This window comes from Streptomyces sp. NBC_01622 (genome assembly GCF_045209635.1).
Classification (GTDB): Bacteria; Actinomycetota; Actinomycetes; order Streptomycetales; family Streptomycetaceae; genus Streptomyces.
Map to the genome: position 1 here is coordinate 546,930 of NZ_CP109293.1, position 17,249 is coordinate 564,178.

Annotated in this window: 19 protein-coding genes and 1 pseudogene; 10 read left to right on the top strand and 10 right to left on the bottom strand. The window is 69.9% G+C overall.

All coding sequences use genetic code 11. From position 1 onward, the window contains the following. Window positions 1-61: 61 nt before the first annotated feature. From OH768_RS02425 to OH768_RS02435, 3 genes are all read right to left on the bottom strand, one after another. Window positions 62-1,192, bottom strand: coding sequence for an ABC transporter substrate-binding protein (locus OH768_RS02425; RefSeq protein WP_406449496.1), 1,131 nt, complete (start codon window positions 1,190-1,192; stop codon window positions 62-64). 179 nt (window positions 1,193-1,371) lie between these two features. Further along, window positions 1,372-2,118, bottom strand: a complete 747-nt coding sequence (locus OH768_RS02430) for a hypothetical protein (protein WP_406449498.1) — start codon at window positions 2,116-2,118, stop codon at window positions 1,372-1,374. Further along, window positions 2,115-2,696, bottom strand: coding sequence for a TetR/AcrR family transcriptional regulator (locus OH768_RS02435; protein WP_406449500.1), 582 nt, complete (start codon window positions 2,694-2,696; stop codon window positions 2,115-2,117). Before OH768_RS02435 ends, OH768_RS02430 begins: the two co-directional genes overlap by 4 nt. A 118-nt stretch (window positions 2,697-2,814) precedes the next feature. On the opposite strand from OH768_RS02435, the gene OH768_RS02440 reads away from it, so the two are divergent. The 3 genes from OH768_RS02440 (at window position 2,815) to OH768_RS02450 (ending at window position 5,487) form a co-directional block, all read left to right on the top strand. After that, window positions 2,815-3,042: a DUF2218 domain-containing protein gene (locus OH768_RS02440; protein WP_406449502.1), complete on the top strand. Its 228-nt coding sequence runs from the start codon at window positions 2,815-2,817 to the stop codon at window positions 3,040-3,042. 74 nt (window positions 3,043-3,116) lie between these two features. Then, the gene (locus OH768_RS02445; RefSeq protein WP_406449504.1) at window positions 3,117-4,292 is read left to right on the top strand and encodes a permease; all 1,176 of its coding nucleotides are present in this window, start codon (window positions 3,117-3,119) and stop codon (window positions 4,290-4,292) included. Window positions 4,293-4,554: 262 nt separating this feature from the next. Next, window positions 4,555-5,487, top strand: coding sequence for a chitinase (locus tag OH768_RS02450; RefSeq protein ID WP_406449506.1), 933 nt, complete (start codon window positions 4,555-4,557; stop codon window positions 5,485-5,487). Here the strand turns inward: OH768_RS02450 and OH768_RS02455 are convergent. The 4 genes from OH768_RS02455 to OH768_RS02470 form a co-directional block, all read right to left on the bottom strand. Continuing rightward, window positions 5,474-6,436 carry a GNAT family N-acetyltransferase gene (locus OH768_RS02455; RefSeq protein WP_406449508.1) on the bottom strand — a complete coding sequence of 321 codons (963 nt, stop codon included), beginning with the start codon at window positions 6,434-6,436 and terminating at the stop codon, window positions 5,474-5,476. The two genes, OH768_RS02450 and OH768_RS02455, sit on opposite strands and share 14 nt — an antisense overlap. A gap of 59 nt (window positions 6,437-6,495) precedes the next feature. Then, complete coding sequence (locus OH768_RS02460; protein WP_406449510.1) at window positions 6,496-7,548, bottom strand: LLM class flavin-dependent oxidoreductase; 1,053 nt, start codon at window positions 7,546-7,548, stop codon at window positions 6,496-6,498. A gap of 28 nt (window positions 7,549-7,576) precedes the next feature. Further along, window positions 7,577-8,032 (bottom strand): MarR family winged helix-turn-helix transcriptional regulator, encoded by a 456-nt coding sequence (locus OH768_RS02465; protein WP_406449512.1) that lies wholly within the window; start codon window positions 8,030-8,032, stop codon window positions 7,577-7,579. A gap of 71 nt (window positions 8,033-8,103) precedes the next feature. Then, entirely contained in the window at window positions 8,104-9,201 is a 1,098-nt protein-coding gene (locus OH768_RS02470; RefSeq protein WP_406449514.1) for a PP2C family protein-serine/threonine phosphatase, read from the bottom strand. Between the two features lie 301 nt (window positions 9,202-9,502). Between OH768_RS02470 and OH768_RS02475 the strand changes: the two genes are divergently transcribed. The 5 genes from OH768_RS02475 (at window position 9,503) to OH768_RS02495 (ending at window position 14,537) form a co-directional block, all read left to right on the top strand. Next, window positions 9,503-9,922 carry an ATP-binding protein gene (locus tag OH768_RS02475; protein ID WP_406449516.1) on the top strand — a complete coding sequence of 140 codons (420 nt, stop codon included), beginning with the start codon at window positions 9,503-9,505 and terminating at the stop codon, window positions 9,920-9,922. A 125-nt stretch (window positions 9,923-10,047) separates the two neighbouring features. Further along, window positions 10,048-11,967: a primary-amine oxidase gene (locus OH768_RS02480; protein ID WP_406449518.1), complete on the top strand. Its 1,920-nt coding sequence runs from the start codon at window positions 10,048-10,050 to the stop codon at window positions 11,965-11,967. Then, window positions 11,960-13,375, top strand: a complete 1,416-nt coding sequence (locus OH768_RS02485; RefSeq protein WP_406449520.1) for an APC family permease — start codon at window positions 11,960-11,962, stop codon at window positions 13,373-13,375. The genes OH768_RS02480 and OH768_RS02485 overlap by 8 nt, the downstream gene beginning before the upstream one ends. Further along, window positions 13,368-13,817, top strand: a complete 450-nt coding sequence (locus OH768_RS02490; RefSeq protein ID WP_406449522.1) for a hypothetical protein — start codon at window positions 13,368-13,370, stop codon at window positions 13,815-13,817. Before OH768_RS02485 ends, OH768_RS02490 begins: the two co-directional genes overlap by 8 nt. A gap of 129 nt (window positions 13,818-13,946) precedes the next feature. Next, a complete protein-coding gene (locus OH768_RS02495; protein ID WP_406449524.1) occupies window positions 13,947-14,537 on the top strand; it encodes a TetR/AcrR family transcriptional regulator in 591 nt (196 codons plus the stop codon). Here OH768_RS02495 and OH768_RS02500 read toward each other — a convergent pair. Together OH768_RS02500 and OH768_RS02505 are read right to left on the bottom strand one after the other, a co-directional pair. Then, the gene (locus tag OH768_RS02500; RefSeq protein ID WP_406449526.1) at window positions 14,523-14,768 is read right to left on the bottom strand and encodes a non-oxidative hydroxyarylic acid decarboxylases subunit D; all 246 of its coding nucleotides are present in this window, start codon (window positions 14,766-14,768) and stop codon (window positions 14,523-14,525) included. The two genes, OH768_RS02495 and OH768_RS02500, sit on opposite strands and share 15 nt — an antisense overlap. A 34-nt stretch (window positions 14,769-14,802) precedes the next feature. Further along, window positions 14,803-15,363 (bottom strand): annotated as a pseudogene (locus OH768_RS02505) (phenolic acid decarboxylase); the annotation flags it as partial. A gap of 90 nt (window positions 15,364-15,453) precedes the next feature. Between OH768_RS02505 and OH768_RS02510 the strand changes: the two are divergent. Continuing rightward, the gene (locus OH768_RS02510; RefSeq protein WP_406449528.1) at window positions 15,454-15,891 is read left to right on the top strand and encodes a helix-turn-helix domain-containing protein; all 438 of its coding nucleotides are present in this window, start codon (window positions 15,454-15,456) and stop codon (window positions 15,889-15,891) included. A gap of 3 nt (window positions 15,892-15,894) precedes the next feature. Next, window positions 15,895-16,554 (top strand): DUF402 domain-containing protein, encoded by a 660-nt coding sequence (locus OH768_RS02515; RefSeq protein WP_406449530.1) that lies wholly within the window; start codon window positions 15,895-15,897, stop codon window positions 16,552-16,554. Here OH768_RS02515 and OH768_RS02520 read toward each other — a convergent pair. Further along, window positions 16,551-17,030, bottom strand: coding sequence for a hypothetical protein (locus OH768_RS02520; RefSeq protein WP_406449532.1), 480 nt, complete (start codon window positions 17,028-17,030; stop codon window positions 16,551-16,553). The two genes, OH768_RS02515 and OH768_RS02520, sit on opposite strands and share 4 nt — an antisense overlap. Window positions 17,031-17,249 lie beyond the last annotated feature (219 nt).

Here is a 17,249-nt window from a genome sequence, read left to right on the forward strand (position 1 = left end):
TCCGGACAGGGCTCCCGAGTCTATCGACCACCTGTATGACCGGCGTGAACAGTGGGGTCCGTCACGCCCCCGGGTGGAGCCCCGGCCAGCCCGGCGTGGGATCGCCCTTCACCTCGCCGAAGTAGAGGGCGAAGGTCTGCTTCCAGCGCTCGATCGCCGCACGGTCGGCCATGAAACGGGGGAAGCCGTCGATGTGTGCGTTCGGGTACTCCCAGATCGGCTTCAGTCCCGCAGGGAGCGTGGTGTCGGTCCGTACCGACCAGCCGTTGAAGGACGCGCGCTGCTGAGCGTCGGACAGCTGCCAGCTGAGGTAGAGCTTGGCGGCCGTCGGGTTCCTGGCCTGCTTCAGGATCGCCGCGCGCTGGCCCCAGGCCATGAAGGGGTGGCCTTCGGGGACAACCCATTTCACGGGAGTCGTGGAGACCGGCGTGCCCGCCGTGGCGAGGCCGATCATCTTCTCCCCGCCGAAGACCGCGCCTATCGGGGAGTCGGCGCCGCGGGCGAACCGCACGTCCTGCCCGGCGAGCGCGGCGGCCCACTCCCAGCCGTACTGCTGCACGTACAGCGAGTACAGGTAGAGGACCGCGTCGTCGTCGTGCGGGTACGGCGAGGCGATCTTCCCCTTCCACTTCGGGTCGATCAGTTCGAGCGGGGACTTCGGGGCGTCCGCACCGACCGCGGCGACGTCGTACAGGAAGCTGAAGGCCACCGCGGCGATGGCCACCCAGGCGCCCTGCGGGTCCTTGAAGCCGTCGTGGACCTTCGAGAACCCGGCCGGCTTGTAGGGCAGCAGTCGGCCCTGCTCCTTCCAGCGCGTGAAGTCCTGCAGCGTCTGGAGCTGTACGACGTCGGGTACGAGGGTGTCGGTGGCGAACTGGTTGTCCACGCGTACGTCGTGGTACTTGCTGTAGTCGACGATCAGCGTCAGATCGATGTCGGGGAAACGCTTCCGGAAGGCGGCCTTGGTGGCGTCCTGCTGGGTCGGCGTGTCACCACCGGCGTAGATCACGAGCTTGCCACCGTCCGCGAGCGCGGCCCGGTACAGGTCGTCGAGCGACCTGGTCTCCTCCCGCGAGGACCGGAGGGACGGGGCAGCGGAGGCGGTCGCGCCCGTGGCACCGAGCACGCTCATTCCGAGGGCGGCACCGGCTCCGCCGGCAAGTACACGTCGTCTGCTGAGGAAGCTGGACACGCTGTGGGACCTCTCTGATGGGGGGCTCGAAGCCATGGGCTGCGTGGGCGGGAACCCGGCGCCATGGTCATTCGTGATTCTTCAGCCGCCCAGAGGCCGTTCGCGTCGTCCGTGCGGAGCGAGGAATGTGCGAGAGGTTGAAGTCGCGTTCAACCGATCGGTTGAACGGTCGCCTTCCGTCATGCGTGCGGCTTCGTCCTCGCCACGTCGTCGACTTGTTGTACCTGATCGAGGGTCAGGCGCCGTACGTCCCAGAGCAGTTGGGCCGCGTCGGCCGCCGCGGGAGCGGGGGGCTGGGTGCCGTCGGGCAGGTCGACGCCGGTGAGCACGGACAGGGTGTCGGCGGGTATTCCCAGGACGGTCGCGAAGTCGGCCAGCAGGTCGGGGGTGAGTTCCTTACGGCCGTTGCCCACCGCCCCGTACGTGGACGCGGCCCAGTACCGGCCCGTCAGGCACAGAAAGGTCTGGGCGATCCCGGTCCAGCTCAGGTTGCGACTGCCGGTCATGTGTATGAGCACGCCACCAGGACCGCGTTCGAACCGTTCGTACACCCGCGGTGTCCGAACCGGCTCCGTGCGGTTCTCCTGGGGCAGCGAACGGGCGAGTCGACGCAACCGGCGCCTGTGCTCCGGTGGCAGGCCGACAGCTTCCTTCATGAGGCCCGCGACCAGCCCTGCCGCCCGCGCGTCCAGCGGAGCCAGTTCGTCCGGTACCGGCACGTCCGCGATCACGAACAGGTCGGCGGCGTGCAGCTGCAACACCGGCGCGAGCCTCCGGAGGAACGAAGGGCTCGGCACCGTCCCCTCGAACACGGCGCGGAGTCCGGGTTCCGGGATCGCCGCCGATCTCGACAGGTCGGCGATGTCCAGCTGCCGGTGACTCGCCAACCGCGCCAGCAGCACGTCGAAGCCCGGAAGCCCGGTCATTCTGCGGCCGACGGGCGCAGCCCCGTGAGGGTGACCGAGACGAGTCGTCGTGCCGCCGCTCTGGACGGCAGGACACCCGCCGCGGCGAGGGCGTGGAGGCAGTAGGTCGCCAGCTCGTCCGGGGAGACGTCGTCACGGATGTCACCGGACCGCACGCCCTCCGCCAGGAGTTCGCTCAGGAAGCGGTGGAGGTGCTGCTCGGCGCCGGCGACCTGGTCGCCCCGGTGCAGCAGCGCGCCGAGTTCGGGGCCGTGGCCGTGGCGCCGTTGCTGGATGAGCGCGAAGGCCTCCAGTACAGTTCGCAGCCGCTCGCCCGCGCCGCCGGGGCCGTCCCGGAGTTCGGCGAGTTCGCGCAGCTGCCCGGTGATCTGCTGCTCGTGCCACGCCGTCATGATCGACTCGACGTCCGGGAAGTACTTGTACAGCGTGGCCCGGCCGATCCCGCTCTCCTCGGCGATCTTCGACATCGTCACCGAGCGCAGCCCGCGCTCGGTCACCAGCACCGCCGTGGTCTCCAGCACCGCGTCGCGTACGGCGCGGCGGTGCTCCTCAATGGTCTCGTTCCAGAGCTTCGGCACGGCCTCAGCATACATATCGCCACCGTCGATACAGATTGCATTGACAGCGACACAGTGTATCGATAAATCTGTCGATGAAGCAGGCGCCGAGAAACCGGACGACCGAACCGAGGAACCCATGCACACCGCCGAAGCCCACATAGCCACCGAACGCCCCAGCCGGTATCTCGTGCAACTCTGCGAGCATTTCGACAACACCCTCCGGGCCACCCCCGGCCTGCTGCGCGTGCGCGTCGAGGCCGGGGACCAGGAGAACCTGGGGCGACTTCAGGATCTCGTCACCACCCACATCGGCAGGTTCAGCAGGCGCGACCCGTTGCGGGTCGAGTGGCAGCCGTCGCCATAGCCGCCGCCCTCCGTGCGCCGGATACCCCCTGGGGGTATAGTCCTGCCAGACGCACACCGGAGAGGGGCGGGTTCATGGGAGCGATCGGGCACGCGTTGTCCATTGCCGGTTCGATGACTTGGGAGGTCACCTGGGCGCTGATCCTCGGCTTCACGCTCTCCGCCGTTGTCCAGGCGGTGGTGCGCCGGTCGACGGTCGTACGGCTGCTCGGTGACGACCGGCCGCGCACGCTGGCGCTGTCCGCCGGGTTCGGCGCGGCCTCGTCCTCCTGCTCCTACGCCGCTGTCGCGCTCGCGCGTTCCCTGTTCCGCAGGGGCGCCAACTTCACCGCGGCCATGGCCTTCGAGATCGCCTCCACCAATCTGGTCGTCGAACTCGGTGTGATCCTGGCCCTGTTGATGGGCTGGCAGTTCACCGCGGCCGAGTTCGTCGGCGGACCGATCATGATCGTGGTGCTCGCGGTGCTGTTCCGCCTCTTCCTGCGCGAGCAGCTGCTGCACCGGGCCCAGGAGCAGGCGGAGCGCGGGCTGGCCGGTTCCATGGAGGGGCACGCGGCGATGGACATGTCGATCGGGGGCGAGGGGAGTTTCGTCCGCCGGCTGTTCTCGCGGGACGGGTTCACGTCCGTCGCGCACATCTTCGTGATGGAGTGGGCCGCGATCCTGCGCGACCTGGTGGCCGGCCTGCTGATCGCGGGCGCCATCGCCGCCTGGGTGCCGGACAGCTTCTGGCACACGTTCTTCCTCGCCGATCACCCCCTCGCCGCGAAACTGGTCGGACCGCTCGTCGGCCCGTTGGTGGCCATCGCGACCTTCGTCTGCTCGATCGGCAACGTGCCCCTGGCGGTGGTGCTGTGGAAGGGCGGCATCAGCTTCGGCGGGGTGATCGCCTTCATCTACGCCGACCTGCTGATCCTGCCGATCCTGAACATCTACCGGAAGTACTACGGCGCCCGGATGGCCGGCTTCCTGCTGGTCACGTTCTTCACCGCGATGGCCGTCGCCGGCTATGTCGTGGAGTTCGCCTTCGGCGGTCTCGGCCTGATCCCCGATCAGGCCGACGCGAAGATCCCGGACGACGGGATCACCTGGAACTACACGACGTGGCTGAACATCGCCTTCCTGCTGCTGGCCGCGAGCCTGGTCGTACGGTTCCTGCGCAGCGGCGGACCGGCGATGCTGCGGATGATGGGCGGTTCACCGGATCACGGCGAGGCGGAGCAGGAACACGAGCACCACAACCACCACTAGCCGGAGCGCTGCCTCCCGCCGAAATCCCGCGCCGTACCGGTCAGTTCACTGTAAAGAACCTTGACAGACGATTGGTCTAGTCCAAATATGGTCGCTGTTCGCCCCGGTTCGGGGCGGCTTCTCTCCTTTCAGCATGGGAGCGTCAATGAGACGACCTGGGCCTCTTCGCGTGTCACTGTCCTGCACGGCGGTAACCGCCCTGTCCGCGGGGCTTGTTGCTCTCGGCGGGGGTGACGCGAGCGCCGATCATCGCGCGCAGCCCATGCCGGACCATGTGGCGGCGCCGTACTTCGAGGCGTGGACCGGTGAGAGTCCGGCCGCGCTGGCCGCGGCCTCGGGCAACAAGTACCTCACGATGGCGTTCCTGCAGACCGAGGCGCCCGGTTCGTGCACGGCGTACTGGAACGGCCAGCCCGCCCAGCCGATCGACAGGTCCACCTTCGGCAAGGACATCGCCACCATCCAGGCGCGCGGCGGCAACGTGATCCCGTCCTTCGGCGGCTACAGCGCGGACACCACCAACACCGAACTGGCCGACAGCTGCACCGATGTCGACGCCATCGCCAAGGTCTACGAGAGCCTGGTCACGACCTACGGCGTGAGCCGCATCGACCTCGACATCGAGGCCGACTCCATCAACAACACCGCCGGCATCGACCGCCGCAACAAGGCGATCGCCAAGGTGCAGCGCTGGGCCGACCGCACCGGCCGCAGCGTGGAGTTCTCCTACACGCTGCCGACGACCACCACCGGTCTCGCGCCCAACGGCGTGGCCCTGCTGCAGAACGCCGTCGACAACGGCGCGCGCGTCGACGTCGTCAACATCATGACGTTCGACTACTACGACGGCGCCAGCCACGACATGGCGGAGGACACCAAGACGGCCGCCGCCGGCCTGCACGCCCAACTCGCCGCGCTGCACCCGAAGAAGAACCCGGCGAAGCTGTGGAAGACCATCGGCGTCACCGAGATGCCCGGCATCGACGACTTCGGCCCGGCGGAGACCTTCACCACTCAGAACGCGGTCACGGTGAAGAAGTGGGCCGCGGCCCGGGGCATCAACACCCTCTCCTTCTGGGCGCTCCAGCGCGACAACGGCGGCTGCGTGGGCACCGGCGGCGCCAACAACTGCTCCGGAATCGCCCAGGACACCTGGTACTTCAGCCACACCTTCAAGTCGTTCACGCGCAGGTGACGGGGAGGATCAACTCCCAGGTGTCGACCCCGAAGTCGAGGGTCATGCCGTGCCGTTCGTACAGCGCGAGAGCGTTGCTCGTGTTGTCGGTGTCCACGCCCAGGCCGATGCGGTCGCGGCCCAGCGCCGCGTAGTGGCCGAAGCCGTAGCGCAGGAGGTGGCTGCCCAGGCCCCGGCCGCGGGCCTGGCGCAGGACGGCGAGGTTGCCGATCCAGGCCATGGAGGCGCGGTCGTTGTGGCTGCGCAGCATCGCGACGTCTCCGAGGCCGTCGACGTGGGCGATCCAGATCAGCGACCAGTCGACCCGCTCGGCGTCGATGTCGTCCAGCCACTGCGCGTAGGTGCGGTACTGGAAGTCGAAGTGTTCGGTCATGGCCTCCTGGAGCAGCGCGTGGGCGCGGCGCCGGTCGCCCTCCTCCAGGCAGGGGCGCAGGGTCACGCCGGGCGGGACGGCGGGCAACGGGTCGGCCGACGGCGACAGTTGACGGGCCATCACGTTGTAGCGGCGGACCTGCTGCCAGCCTCGGCCGCGGAGTGCGGGCAGGTCCATGGTGGGGTTCAGGGTGAGGTGCAGATGCACCACGGCGCGGGGTGCTCCGTTGGCGCCGGCGCGTTCCGCGGCCCTTGCCTCCATCAGGTCGAACAGGTGCAGGGCGCCCAGCAGTCGGCCCGGCACGATGTAGTGATCGATGTCGATCCGCTCGCCGCCCGAGTCGTCCCACAGCAAGCCGTACCCGATCAGGCGGGCGCCGTCGAAGAGCAGCCAGGAGTCGTGCTCCAGGTCCACTTCGGGGTGCTTCAAGTCCGTCTGGATCTTGGCGAGTTCGGTGTCCGGGCGGCCGATCTCCAGGACGTCGATCTCGTTGAGCAGCGCGCACACCGCCGACGCGTCGTCCGGGGTCGCCGGACGGACACTCAGGCCGGGCGGCGCGGAGGTGGGGGCGGTCATGGACCCACTGTCGGGCGACGGCCCCCGGCCCGCAACGGAGTTTCCGCGCCCCCGTGCGTTCAGTCCGCCATCAGCTCACGCACCAGGGGCGCCACCTTCGTGCCGTAGAGCTCGATGTTGGTCATGAGGGTGTCGTGGGGCATTCCGGTGATGCCGTACTTCAGGTTGAAGCGGGTCGCGTCGAGGGTCTTCAGGGTCTCGGCGATCTTGCGGGCCACGGTCTCGGGTGATCCGACGTGCAGAGCGCCGCCGGGGCCGACGTCGCGCATGAGGCTCTCGCGGGTCGGGGTGCGGAAGCCGCGTTCCCGCGCCACGCTGCGAATCAGCTCCTGGAACGCCGGCACGAACTCCTCCACCGCCTGTTCGTCGGTGGCGGCGACGTGGCCGGGCGCGTGCACGCCGATGGGCCGCGCGGGGTGGCCGAACTCCGCCAGCGCCCGGCGGTACAGCTGGGAGAACGGGGCGAAGCGGGCTATGTCGCCGCCGATGATCGCCAGCATCAGGGAGAACCCGTACTGGGCGGCGCGGATCACCGACTGGGGGCTGCCGCCGACGCCGATCCAGGTGGGGATCGAGCCGGTCTCGCTGTGCGGGTGGACGGAGATGCCGTCGAGGGCGGCACGCGTGTTGCCGGACCAGGTGACGGGCTTCTCCTTGAGCAGCTCGGCGAAGAGGGCGACCTTCTCCTCGAACAGTTCCTCGTAGTCGTTGAGGTCGTAGCCGAAGAGCGGGAATGACTCGGTGCTCGATCCTCTGCCGAGGATGACTTCGGCGCGGCCGGCGGAGACGGCGTCGAGGGTGGCGTAGCGCTGGTAGACGCGGACGGGGTCGTCGGAGCTGATCACGGTGACAGCCGAGCTGAGGTGGATGTCCGAGGTGCGCGCGGCGATGGCCGCGAGGACGACGTCCGCCGCCGACAGGGGCATCGCCTCGGTGTGGTGCTCGCCGATGCCGAAGTGGTCGACGCCGACCTGGTCGGCGAGGACTCCTTCCTCGACGAGGCGGCGGATGGCCTGACCGTGGGTCAGCGGTTTGCCGTCCGCGCCGTTCGTGACGTCGCCGAACGTGTCGAGACCGAGCGTGACGCCGTCGGTACTGGTCGGGGTGGTCATGTCGTACTCCTTGGGTCTGCTCGGTGGGTCAGTTGGCGATACGGCGCATCACGCCGAGGAGCCGGGTCAGGTCGTCGGCGTCGACGTGGTCGAGGACATGGCGCCGGACGCTGGCGAGGTGGGCGGGCCATGCCTCCTGGAGGCGGGCGAGGCCCTGGTCGGTGAGGACGGCGTTCCAGCCGCGGGCGTCCTCGGCGCAGCGTTCCCTTCCAACCAGGCCGTGTGTCTCCAGGCGGGCGACGATGCGGGTCATACCACTCAGCGAGAGGTTGCAGACGGACGCCAGCTCGCTCATGCGCATCCGGCGGTCCGGGGCCTCCGAGAGGTGCATGAGGGTCGTGTACTCGGACAGCGGCAGGCGCTGCTCGCGCACCATGTCGGCGTCGACCGCGCGGGGCAGCACCAGCATCACCCGCGCGAGTTCGCGCACCAGCGCCTCTTCGTGCGGGCTCATGGGCTGCGGTGGCTGCTCGGGCGTGGTCATGCCACCAGTTTACTTGATTGACGCAGCAAGGAAATTGGGGCGACGGCGAGACCGTCGCAGACCTCCCTTGCTCACCCGAGGGGCGAGGTCTCTTCCGCTGTTTCCGCATGCCCGTGGTAGCGCAGCAGGAGCATCGCGGCGTCGTCGTGGAGCGGGCCGGCCGTATGGCGGACCAGGTCCTCGCGCAGCGAGTCCAGCGCGCTCTGCGCGTCGGGTTCCTTCAGCAGATCCGCCCGCTCGCCGAGCGGATAGAAGGTGCCGTCCTCGTCGCGGGCCTCGGTGACGCCGTCGGTGTACAGGAGCAGCTGCTCGCCGGGCGCGAAGCGTACGGGGAACGGCTTCGGGGGCTCGCTGCCGTGGGCGCCGCCGAGGCCCAGCGGCGGGGCGTAGGCGGGCGGTGCCGGGAAGTCGGCGGTGCCGTTGCGTCGTACGACCATCGGGGGCGGGTGGCCATAGTTGAGGAACAGCACCTCGTGGTCGGTACCGATCTCGGCGAGGACGGCGGTCACGAACTTCTCGTCGGACAGGACGCGGGAGACGCTCCGCTCCAGGCGTTCACCGAGTCCCACCAGGTCGGGTTCGTCGTGCGCGGCCTCGCGGAACGCGCCGAGCACCACGGCGGCCGTCTCGACGGCGGCCAGGCCCTTGCCCTGCACATCGCCGACGATCACGCGGACGCCGTGCGGGGACGCGACCACCTCGTAGAGGTCGCCGCCGATCCGGGCCTCCGCGACGGCCGAGGTGTACGACACCGCCGCCTGGAGCGGGCCCGCGGTCAGCGGCACCGGGCGCAGCAGGACGCGTTGCGCGACCTCCGCGATGGACCGCACGCTGGCCAGCTCGGCTTCCCGGCGTCCGCGCATCACGGCTGCGGCGATGCCCGCGCCGGTCACGCCCACCACCGACACCATCGCCAGAAAGCCTCTGCGTTCCTGGAACAGGCCGTCGTACAGGCCGAGTCCGACACAGAGTGCGAGGGCCGCCGCGCCGAACCACGCGGTGCGGCGCCAGCCGCCGACCAGTCCGGCGAAGGCCGGCCCGAGGGAGGCCAGGGGCAGGAAGCCGAGTCCGGGGCCGGTGACTATGTCCCCGACGGCGACCACCGCCATCACCGCGGCGGGCAGCCAGGTCAGCACCGAGAAACTGCGCTGTGGCTTCGTTGCGGCCATGGTCCACTCCAACGGCGTCCCGGCATCCGGAACCGGCTTCGCCTTCCGCGCAGGGGCCCCTCCCCCACCTTGGACATCGCAAGGCTGCCAGGCAACCCCTCGGAAGTGCCCGGCCCTTTACCCAATTGATTCCGAGAACTGACATTTCCTGATCGGCAACAACCAGGTGGCCCGCGCCGGTTGGCGATCACGAACTCCGGGCAAGTGGAGTGTGAAGGACCCGCCGCGCAAGACATGCAGCGGCCCCGGTGCGGTGACACCGCGGGGATACCGGGTGTCCTAGGAGGGGAAGTGATTCGCCATGCGTGCGCATCGGCGTACCCATAGGCGTTCCGTACGCGTGGAGTACCTGCTGCCTGACGAGGCCGCGGCGGCGGGTCAGGCACGAAGGCTGACATCGGAGTTCCTCACCCGCTCCCGCAGCCGGATGGCACGGGTGGACGAGGAGCAGATCGAGGACGCGACACTCATCGTCTCCGAACTGGTCACCAACGCGACCGAGCACGGACGCGGCGAGTGCCGGCTGCGACTCCAACTGTCCGACGAGCGCGTCACGGTCGAGGTCTACGACGGCAGCCCGACCCCGCCCCGGGTACGGCCGCTGACGGCCGAGGGCGAGAGCGGACGCGGCCTCGCCATGGTCCGCTGCCTGGCCCACCGTCTCGATGTCACCCCGCTCACCGGGGGCGGCAAGCGGGTGCGGGCGATCCTGGCCATCTGACCCGGCTCCCGTCGACTTGACGGCAAGGACTTAACAGCAAGGCAACGCGGGTGTACTGCCGAGCGAAACGTGGCCGCGCGATTTTTTGCTCTACGAATGTAGAGAAAAAATCCCCGGAGGCCCGCATGGCCGCCGCTCCTCAGCTACTGGACCCGCTCACCCCTGAAGAGATCACCGCCGCCCGCGAGTTGCTCGTGGCGGCCGGGCTGGTCACGGAGGCCACCCGCTTCGCCTACCTCGGGCTCCTCGACCCGCCCAAGTCCGCCCCGGCACGGGAGGATCGCCGGCTGCGGGTCCTGCTTCTCGACATCTCCGGCGGCCCCTCCTGCGACGCGACGGTCTCCCTGACCGACTCGCGGATCGTGACGCACCGGCTGATCGACGCCGCGACCGAGGGCCAACTCCCGGTCCTGGACGAGGAGTTCGCGCTCGTCGAGGAGGTCCTCGCCAAGGATGCGCGCTGGCTGGCCGCGCTGGCCGCCCGTGGCCTGGACCTCGACTCGGTGCGCGTCGCTCCGCTGTCGGCGGGCGTGTACGACGCCGAGTACCCGCACGAGCGGGGCCGCCGCATCCTGCGCGGGCTGGCCTTCGTACAGGAACACGCGAAGGACCACGCGTGGGCGCATCCCGTCGACGGACTCGTCGCCCATGTGGACGTCCTGAACCGGACCGTGGACCAGGTCATCGACCTCGGTCCGGTACCGGTGCCCGCGGAGTCGGGCAACTTCGACGACCCTGCCGTCACCGGTCCGCCGCGCACCACCCTGAAGCCCATCGAGATCACCCAGCCGCAAGGTCCCAGCTTCACCCTCGACGGCAACGCGCTGACGTGGGAGAACTGGTCGCTGCGCATCGGCTTCGACGCCCGCGAAGGGCTGATACCCCATCAACTCGCCTTCGCCAGGCGCCCGGTGATCCATCGCGCCTCGATCGCCGAGATGGTCGTGCCGTACGCCGATCCCTCCCCCGTGCGGTCCTGGCAGAACTACTTCGACACCGGCGAGTACCTCATCGGCCGCTACGCCAACGCGCTCCAGCTCGGCTGCGACTGCCTCGGCGACATCACCTACCTCGACGCGGTGATCGCCGACGAGACCGGCACACCGCAGACACTCACCAACGCCGTCTGTCTGCACGAGGAGGACTACGGCATCCTCTGGAAGCACACCGACCTCTGGGCGGGCTCCGTCGAGACCCGGCGCCAACGGCGCATGGTGCTCTCCTTCTTCACCACCGTCGGGAACTACGACTACGGCTTCTACTGGTACCTGTACCTCGACGGCACCATCGAGTTCGAGGCCAAGGCCACCGGCGTCGTCTTCACCTCCGCCCACCCCGGCGGCGACTACCCCTACGCCACCGAACTCGCCCCCGGCCTCGGCGCCCCCTACCACCAGCACCTGTTCAGCGCGCGCCTGGACATGGCGGTGGACGGTCCCGTCAACCGCGTCGAGGAGATCGAGACGGTCCGGGTGCCGATCGGGCCCGACAACCTGCGCGGCAACGCCTTCGCCCTCAAGCGCACCCCGCTGACGCGGGAGAGCGAGGCCCAGCGCATGGCCGACGCGGGCGTGGACCGCGTGTGGCACATCTCCAACCCCGGGTCCCTCAACCGGCTCGGCAGGCCGGTCGCCTACGCCCTGCACCCGGAGGGCAAACCGGCCCTGCTCGCCGATCCGGGGTCCTCCGTCGCGGCCCGCGCCGCCTTCGCCACGAAGCATCTGTGGGTCACCGCCTACGACCCTGCCGAGCGCTACCCGGCGGGCGACTTCGTCAACCAGCATCCCGGCGGAGCGGGACTGCCCGCGTACGCCGCTGCCGACCGGGACCTCGACGGGCAGGACCTCGTCGTCTGGCACACCTTCGGGCTGACCCACGCCCCGCGTCCGGAGGACTGGCCGATCATGCCGGTCGACACCACGGGCTTCACGCTCAAGCCGGTCGGCTTCTTCGACCGCAACCCCGCTCTCGACGTGCCGCCGAGCACCTCCGCCCACTCCGCCTGCGGAACGACAGGAACAGGTACAGGAGGCTGTCATGTCTGAACAGACCATCAGCGGCAGCTCAGTTGACACTCCGTCAAAACTGCGTGGCTCCATCGGAGTCGGCGGGATCGTGTTCATGGTGGTCGCGGCAGCGGCCCCGCTCACGGCCATCGGCGGCGCCCTGCCGGTGATGCTGGCCATCGGCAACGGCCCCGGCGTACCGGCCGCTTACCTCCTGGTCGCCGTCGTCCTGTTGCTGTTCAGCGTCGGGTACGCCGCGATGAGCCGCCATGTCGTCGACACCGGCGCCTTCTACTCGTACGTCACCGCCGGGCTCGGCCGGATCACCGGCACCGGGGCGGCCGGGCTGGCCCTGCTGACGTACAGCACGATCCAGGCCGGGATCTACGGCCTGTCCGGTGTCACCCTTCAGGGGCTGGTCGTGAAGTACGGCGGCCCCGACCTGCCGTGGTGGCTGTGGGCCGGTGTGCTGTGGGGTCTGGTCGCCGTGCTGGGCTTCCGCAACATCGAGGTCGGCACGAAGGTGCTGTCGGTGCTCCTGGTCCTGGAGGTGGGCATCGTCACGGTGATGACGGTGGCGATCCTCGCCCAAGGAGGCGCCCACGGCATCGACTTCGGCTCCTTCACACCGGGTGCCTTCAGCGCGGGGTCGGCAGGCATCGGGGTGATGTTCGCGGTCGCTTCCTTCGTCGGCTTCGAGGCGACCGCGATCTACAGCGAGGAGGCGAGGGATCCCAAGCGCAGTGTGCCCAGGGCGACTTACCTGGCGGTGATCGCCATCGGCGGCTTCTACGCGGTGTCCAGCTGGGCGGTCGTCCTGGCGGTCGGCACGGACGAGGTACAGGGTGCGGCGGCGAAGAACACGAGCGGGCTGGTCTTCGCCGTGGCCGGGCAGTACGTCGGCTCGGCCGCCTCCGACACCATGGAAATCCTGCTGCTCACCAGCCTGTTCGCGGCCCTGCTCGCCTTCCACAACGCGATCTCCCGCTACCTTTTCTCCCTCGGCCGCCAGGGCGACGCCCCCGCGATCCTGGGCCGCAGTCACGCCAAACACGGTTCGCCGCACGCCGGTTCACTGGTGCAGAGTGTCTCGGCCGCCGTGGTCGTGGGGGCCTTCGTCCTCGCCGGATCCGATCCGGTGCTGGAGCTGTTCACGTGGATGAGCGGTCTGGCCACGCTCGGGGTGCTGGTGCTGATGATCCTCGTCGGGGTCGCGATCATCACCTTCTTCGCCCGCACCGGGGCGGACACCCGCCTGTGGCACACCCGGCTCGCGCCGGCGCTCGGCGCCCTGGGGCTGTGCTGGATCACATTCATGGTGCTGGCCAACTTCACCACCCTGATCGGCGGTTCGGCCTCGCTCGCGCGGCTCTTCGAGGGGATCGTCGTGCTGTTCTTCGCGGCCGGGGCGGTCTCGGCCGCCGTCCGGCGCCGCCGCGATGCGTGACGTCCTCCCGGCCGCCGTCGCGCAGACGGGCTCCGGTCTGTGCCTCGCGGGGCATGTGCCGGGGCCCGTAGGACGCTGGGCTCCGCACGCCGTCGTACTCACCGTGACGCTGCTGATGGTGCTGGGGAGCCCAGGGCCGTACCCACTGCTCGTGGGCGCCGGCGTGACGGCGGGCATGTGTCTGTTCACCCGCGGACCGGTCGCCGCCGACCTCGCCGTGATGGCCGTGATCACCGCGGCCACGGCCCGCCTCGCGCAGGGGCAGCACGACCACCACACCGACGGCCACGGGCTGTTCGCGCTGGCGGTGGTGCTGTGGCTGCTGGCCCGGGCGGGGGCCGTGATGCACCGGGCGCTACGTCCCGCTGTGCCGTGCGCCGGCCCTTTCGGCGGGATCGGGGGCGCGATGATGGCCCTCGGCATGGCCGCCATGCTGGGCTGACCGGGTCGGACCGGCGTCCGAGCGGCTGGATTGGGGCCTGTCCGGCGGCTCAGGTCGCAGGAAGGCAACGGTGCCTGATCAGCCCCGCGTCTGCGGCATGATCCTCCGGACAGGCCCTAAGGTCGGGGCATGCCCAAAATCGTCGATCATGACGCGCGGCGCCGCGAGATCATCGAAGCCGTATGGGCCCTGATCGCAAGACGCGGGCTCGACGCCGTCACCATGCGGGACCTCGCCGCCGAGGCCGGATACGCCAACGGTGCGCTGACCGGCTACTTCCGCAACAAGGACGAGATCCTGCTCGCCGCCTTCCAGCACGCCTTCGAGAGCACCAACGTCCGCGCCCGCGAGTCCATCGCCGCCGCGACGGGCCTCGCCGCCCTGCGCCTGCTCTGCCTGGAGATCATGCCGCTCGACGACGTACGCCTCATGGAGGCCCGGGTCGTCATCGCCTTCTGGGACCGTGCCGTCCACGACGACCGCATGGCCGGCGTCCACGAGAATGCCATGGCGGCCTGGCGCGAGCAGATGTGCGGCTACCTGCAACAGGCCCGCCGACAGGGCGACATCGGCACGGAGTCCCCCGACGACGAAGTCGTCGACACTCTCCTCGCGGCCCTCATGGGCTTCCAGATCAACGCTGTCCTGCTGCCCCACGCCACCACGCCCCGGCGTCAAGAGGCGGTTCTCGACGGCCTATTGGGCTCATTGCGACCGTAGGGTCCAGTCGACGAGCAGCGGCGGTACGACGGGCACCTCCGGCGCGGCCTCGATGTCGGCCGGTGTCCTGCGGAACTCGACGGGGTACGCCTCGCGGCGGGTGCGGCGGTCGGGTTCGGTGGTGCGCCACATGTTGAGGCAGCGGACGCACTGGGGTACGTCCCACACGCCGGGGACCGGCGAGGTGGTCACGGTGTCGAGCGTGTCGTGGGCGCAGCGGGGGCAGATCATGGCGGGTGGCTCCTGGCGGTCGTTCGTGGTCGGGTCAGCGGGCGGCGATCAGGGCACGCAGCCGGTCGGCCCACTCGCCGGTCCCGGGGAGGTCCCGTACCGGGGTGTCGAAGTGGCCCCGGTCGTCGGGTGCGACCGGGGTCGTGGCGTCGATGATCATCTTGCTGGTGATTCCTGGGGTGTTGGCGGCCGGTGCCAGTGCCATGACGGAGAGGTTGGGGACGATGACCACGTCGTCCTGGGGGGTGACCTTGGCGGACATCGCCCACATCACCTGGGGCAGGGCGAAGGGGTCGACGTCCTCGTCCACGACGATCACCTGTGTGACGTAGCCGAGGCCGTGCGGTGTGGTCATCGCGCGCATGCCGACCGCCTTGGCGAAGCCGCCGTAGCGCTTCTTCGTCGAGATGATCACCGTGAGGCCGTGGGTGTACATGGCGTTGGCGGCCTGGACCTCGGGGAACTCGGCGCGGAGTTGCTTGAGGAGCGGGACGCAGGTGTTGGGCCCGACGAGGTAGTCGACCTCGGTCCACGGCATGCCGAGGTAGAGGGACTCGAAGACCGGGTCGGCGCGGTGGGAGACGCGGTCGACCCGCCCTTCGACCAGTCACCACTGCTCCCCACGGAACCCCACGCCGGTGCGGTCCGCCTGACATTGCGTCACCTGGCTCACGAACACGCCGACTTGACGTCGCTCCCCCTCGACGCGCATCTCCAGACCCTCCGCATGCTCCTCTCCGTCCTGCTGCTCCCTCTCTCGCATGTCCGCCAGGATCCGGTGTCGTCCGCCCCGGCCGACGACACGTTCCGCCGCTACAGCGCCGCGCTGGAACGCGACTTCCGCACCAGCCACCACGTCTGCGACTACGCCGCCGCCCTCGGCTACAGCCCGCGCACCCTCACCCGCGCGACCCTCGCGGCCACCGGCGCGACCGCCAAGCAGTATCTCGACGCCCGTGACCTCCTGGAGGCCAAACGCCCCCTCGTCCACACCGACGCGACGGCTGCGGACATCTCCCGCGCCATCGGCTTCGCCGAACCCACCGACTTCGCGAAGTTCTTCCGCAAGCGGGACGGCCGTACACCGCTGGAGTTCCGGGCGGTGGCACGCGGGCAGACATGAGTCGTGCAGGGATTCCGGCCGGGCGAGACCGCCGTACGACGTGATGTGTACCGTCAGAAGGTGTGGAGTGCGCACGCGTTGCGGGTCGTCGAGGACACACCGGAGGCGCTCGTCCTCGGCTGCGGGCCGGGCGCGGAGCTGTCGGTCCCGACGACCTGGATCGAGTGGCTGCGCACGGGCGACGAGTCCGCCCGCCTGCGCGCCCTGCCGAACCTGGCCCACGGCAACTGGCAACTCGGCCACTGGACTTGGCGGACCACAGCCCACCTCCAATGGGTGCCTCCCGAGACCTGGTTCAGCGTCAACGCCTTCTACGACGTCACGGGCGACCATCGACTGACGCACTGGTACGTCAACTTCCAGCGCCCGATGCGCCGCACGCCCATCGGCTTCGACACCTTCGATCTCCTGCTGGACCTGGTGGTCGCGCCCGATCTGTCCCGGTGGGAGTGGAAGGACGAGGACGAGTACGCCCAGGGCCGGCGGCTGGGAGTGGTGAGCGAGGCCGATCACCAGTCGGTGGGGGCGGCGCGCGAGGAGGCGTTGGCGCTGATCCGGGCGGGCAGCGGCCCGTTCGCCGCCGAGATGGGCCTTCTGCACTGGCGCCCCGAGCCGCACTGGCCGACTCCCGCGCTGCCCGCCGGAGTCCTGACCGTGAGCTAGGACCTGTCCGGCGGAGCCTGTCGCAGACGCGGGGCGCTCAACCCCCGCACCAGCGTGCTGGTCCGCCGGCGCAGCGTCGTGGGGTCGGTGGGCAGGGGTGCGCCGAGGCAGTGGTGGAGGCCGTGGCCGAAGGCGAGGTGGCCCGGGCTCCCGACGCCGTAGATCGAAACGGTTGAGGTCGGGGAAGTGGAGGGGGTCACGGGAGGCCGCGGCGGGCGTGGCGAGTTCGCGGACCAGGTGTGGAACACCGTACGGTCCCCGACGGGCACCCCGAACAGGTCGCAGATCACCGGGACAGGCAACAGCAAGGCGTATCGGGCCACCAGATCCGCGGTCCCCCGCGTCGGCAGCTCGGCGAGCAGGTCGCCGGCGATCGCCTCGACTGCCGGGCGGAGAGCGGGGATCCGTGCGGGCGTGAAGTGGCCCGCGACCAGCCGTCGTAGCCGCGTGTGGTCCGGTGGGTCGGTCTGGAGCATGTCGCGGCCGAGGGCGTGGCCGCCATCGGCCTGCCAGGTCGAGGAGTGGCGTATGTCGTTGCGCGGGCGCGGATCGGTCGGCGCGGCACGGGCCGCGTCCCGGGTGACGGCCGGCCGGCTTTCGCCGCTGCCCGGGACCAGGACCCTGTGCGCGAAGGGCCGCGTAGACGGGGCAGCCCGCTGCCCGGCGCCGTAAGACCGGTCACCCGGTCTTACGGC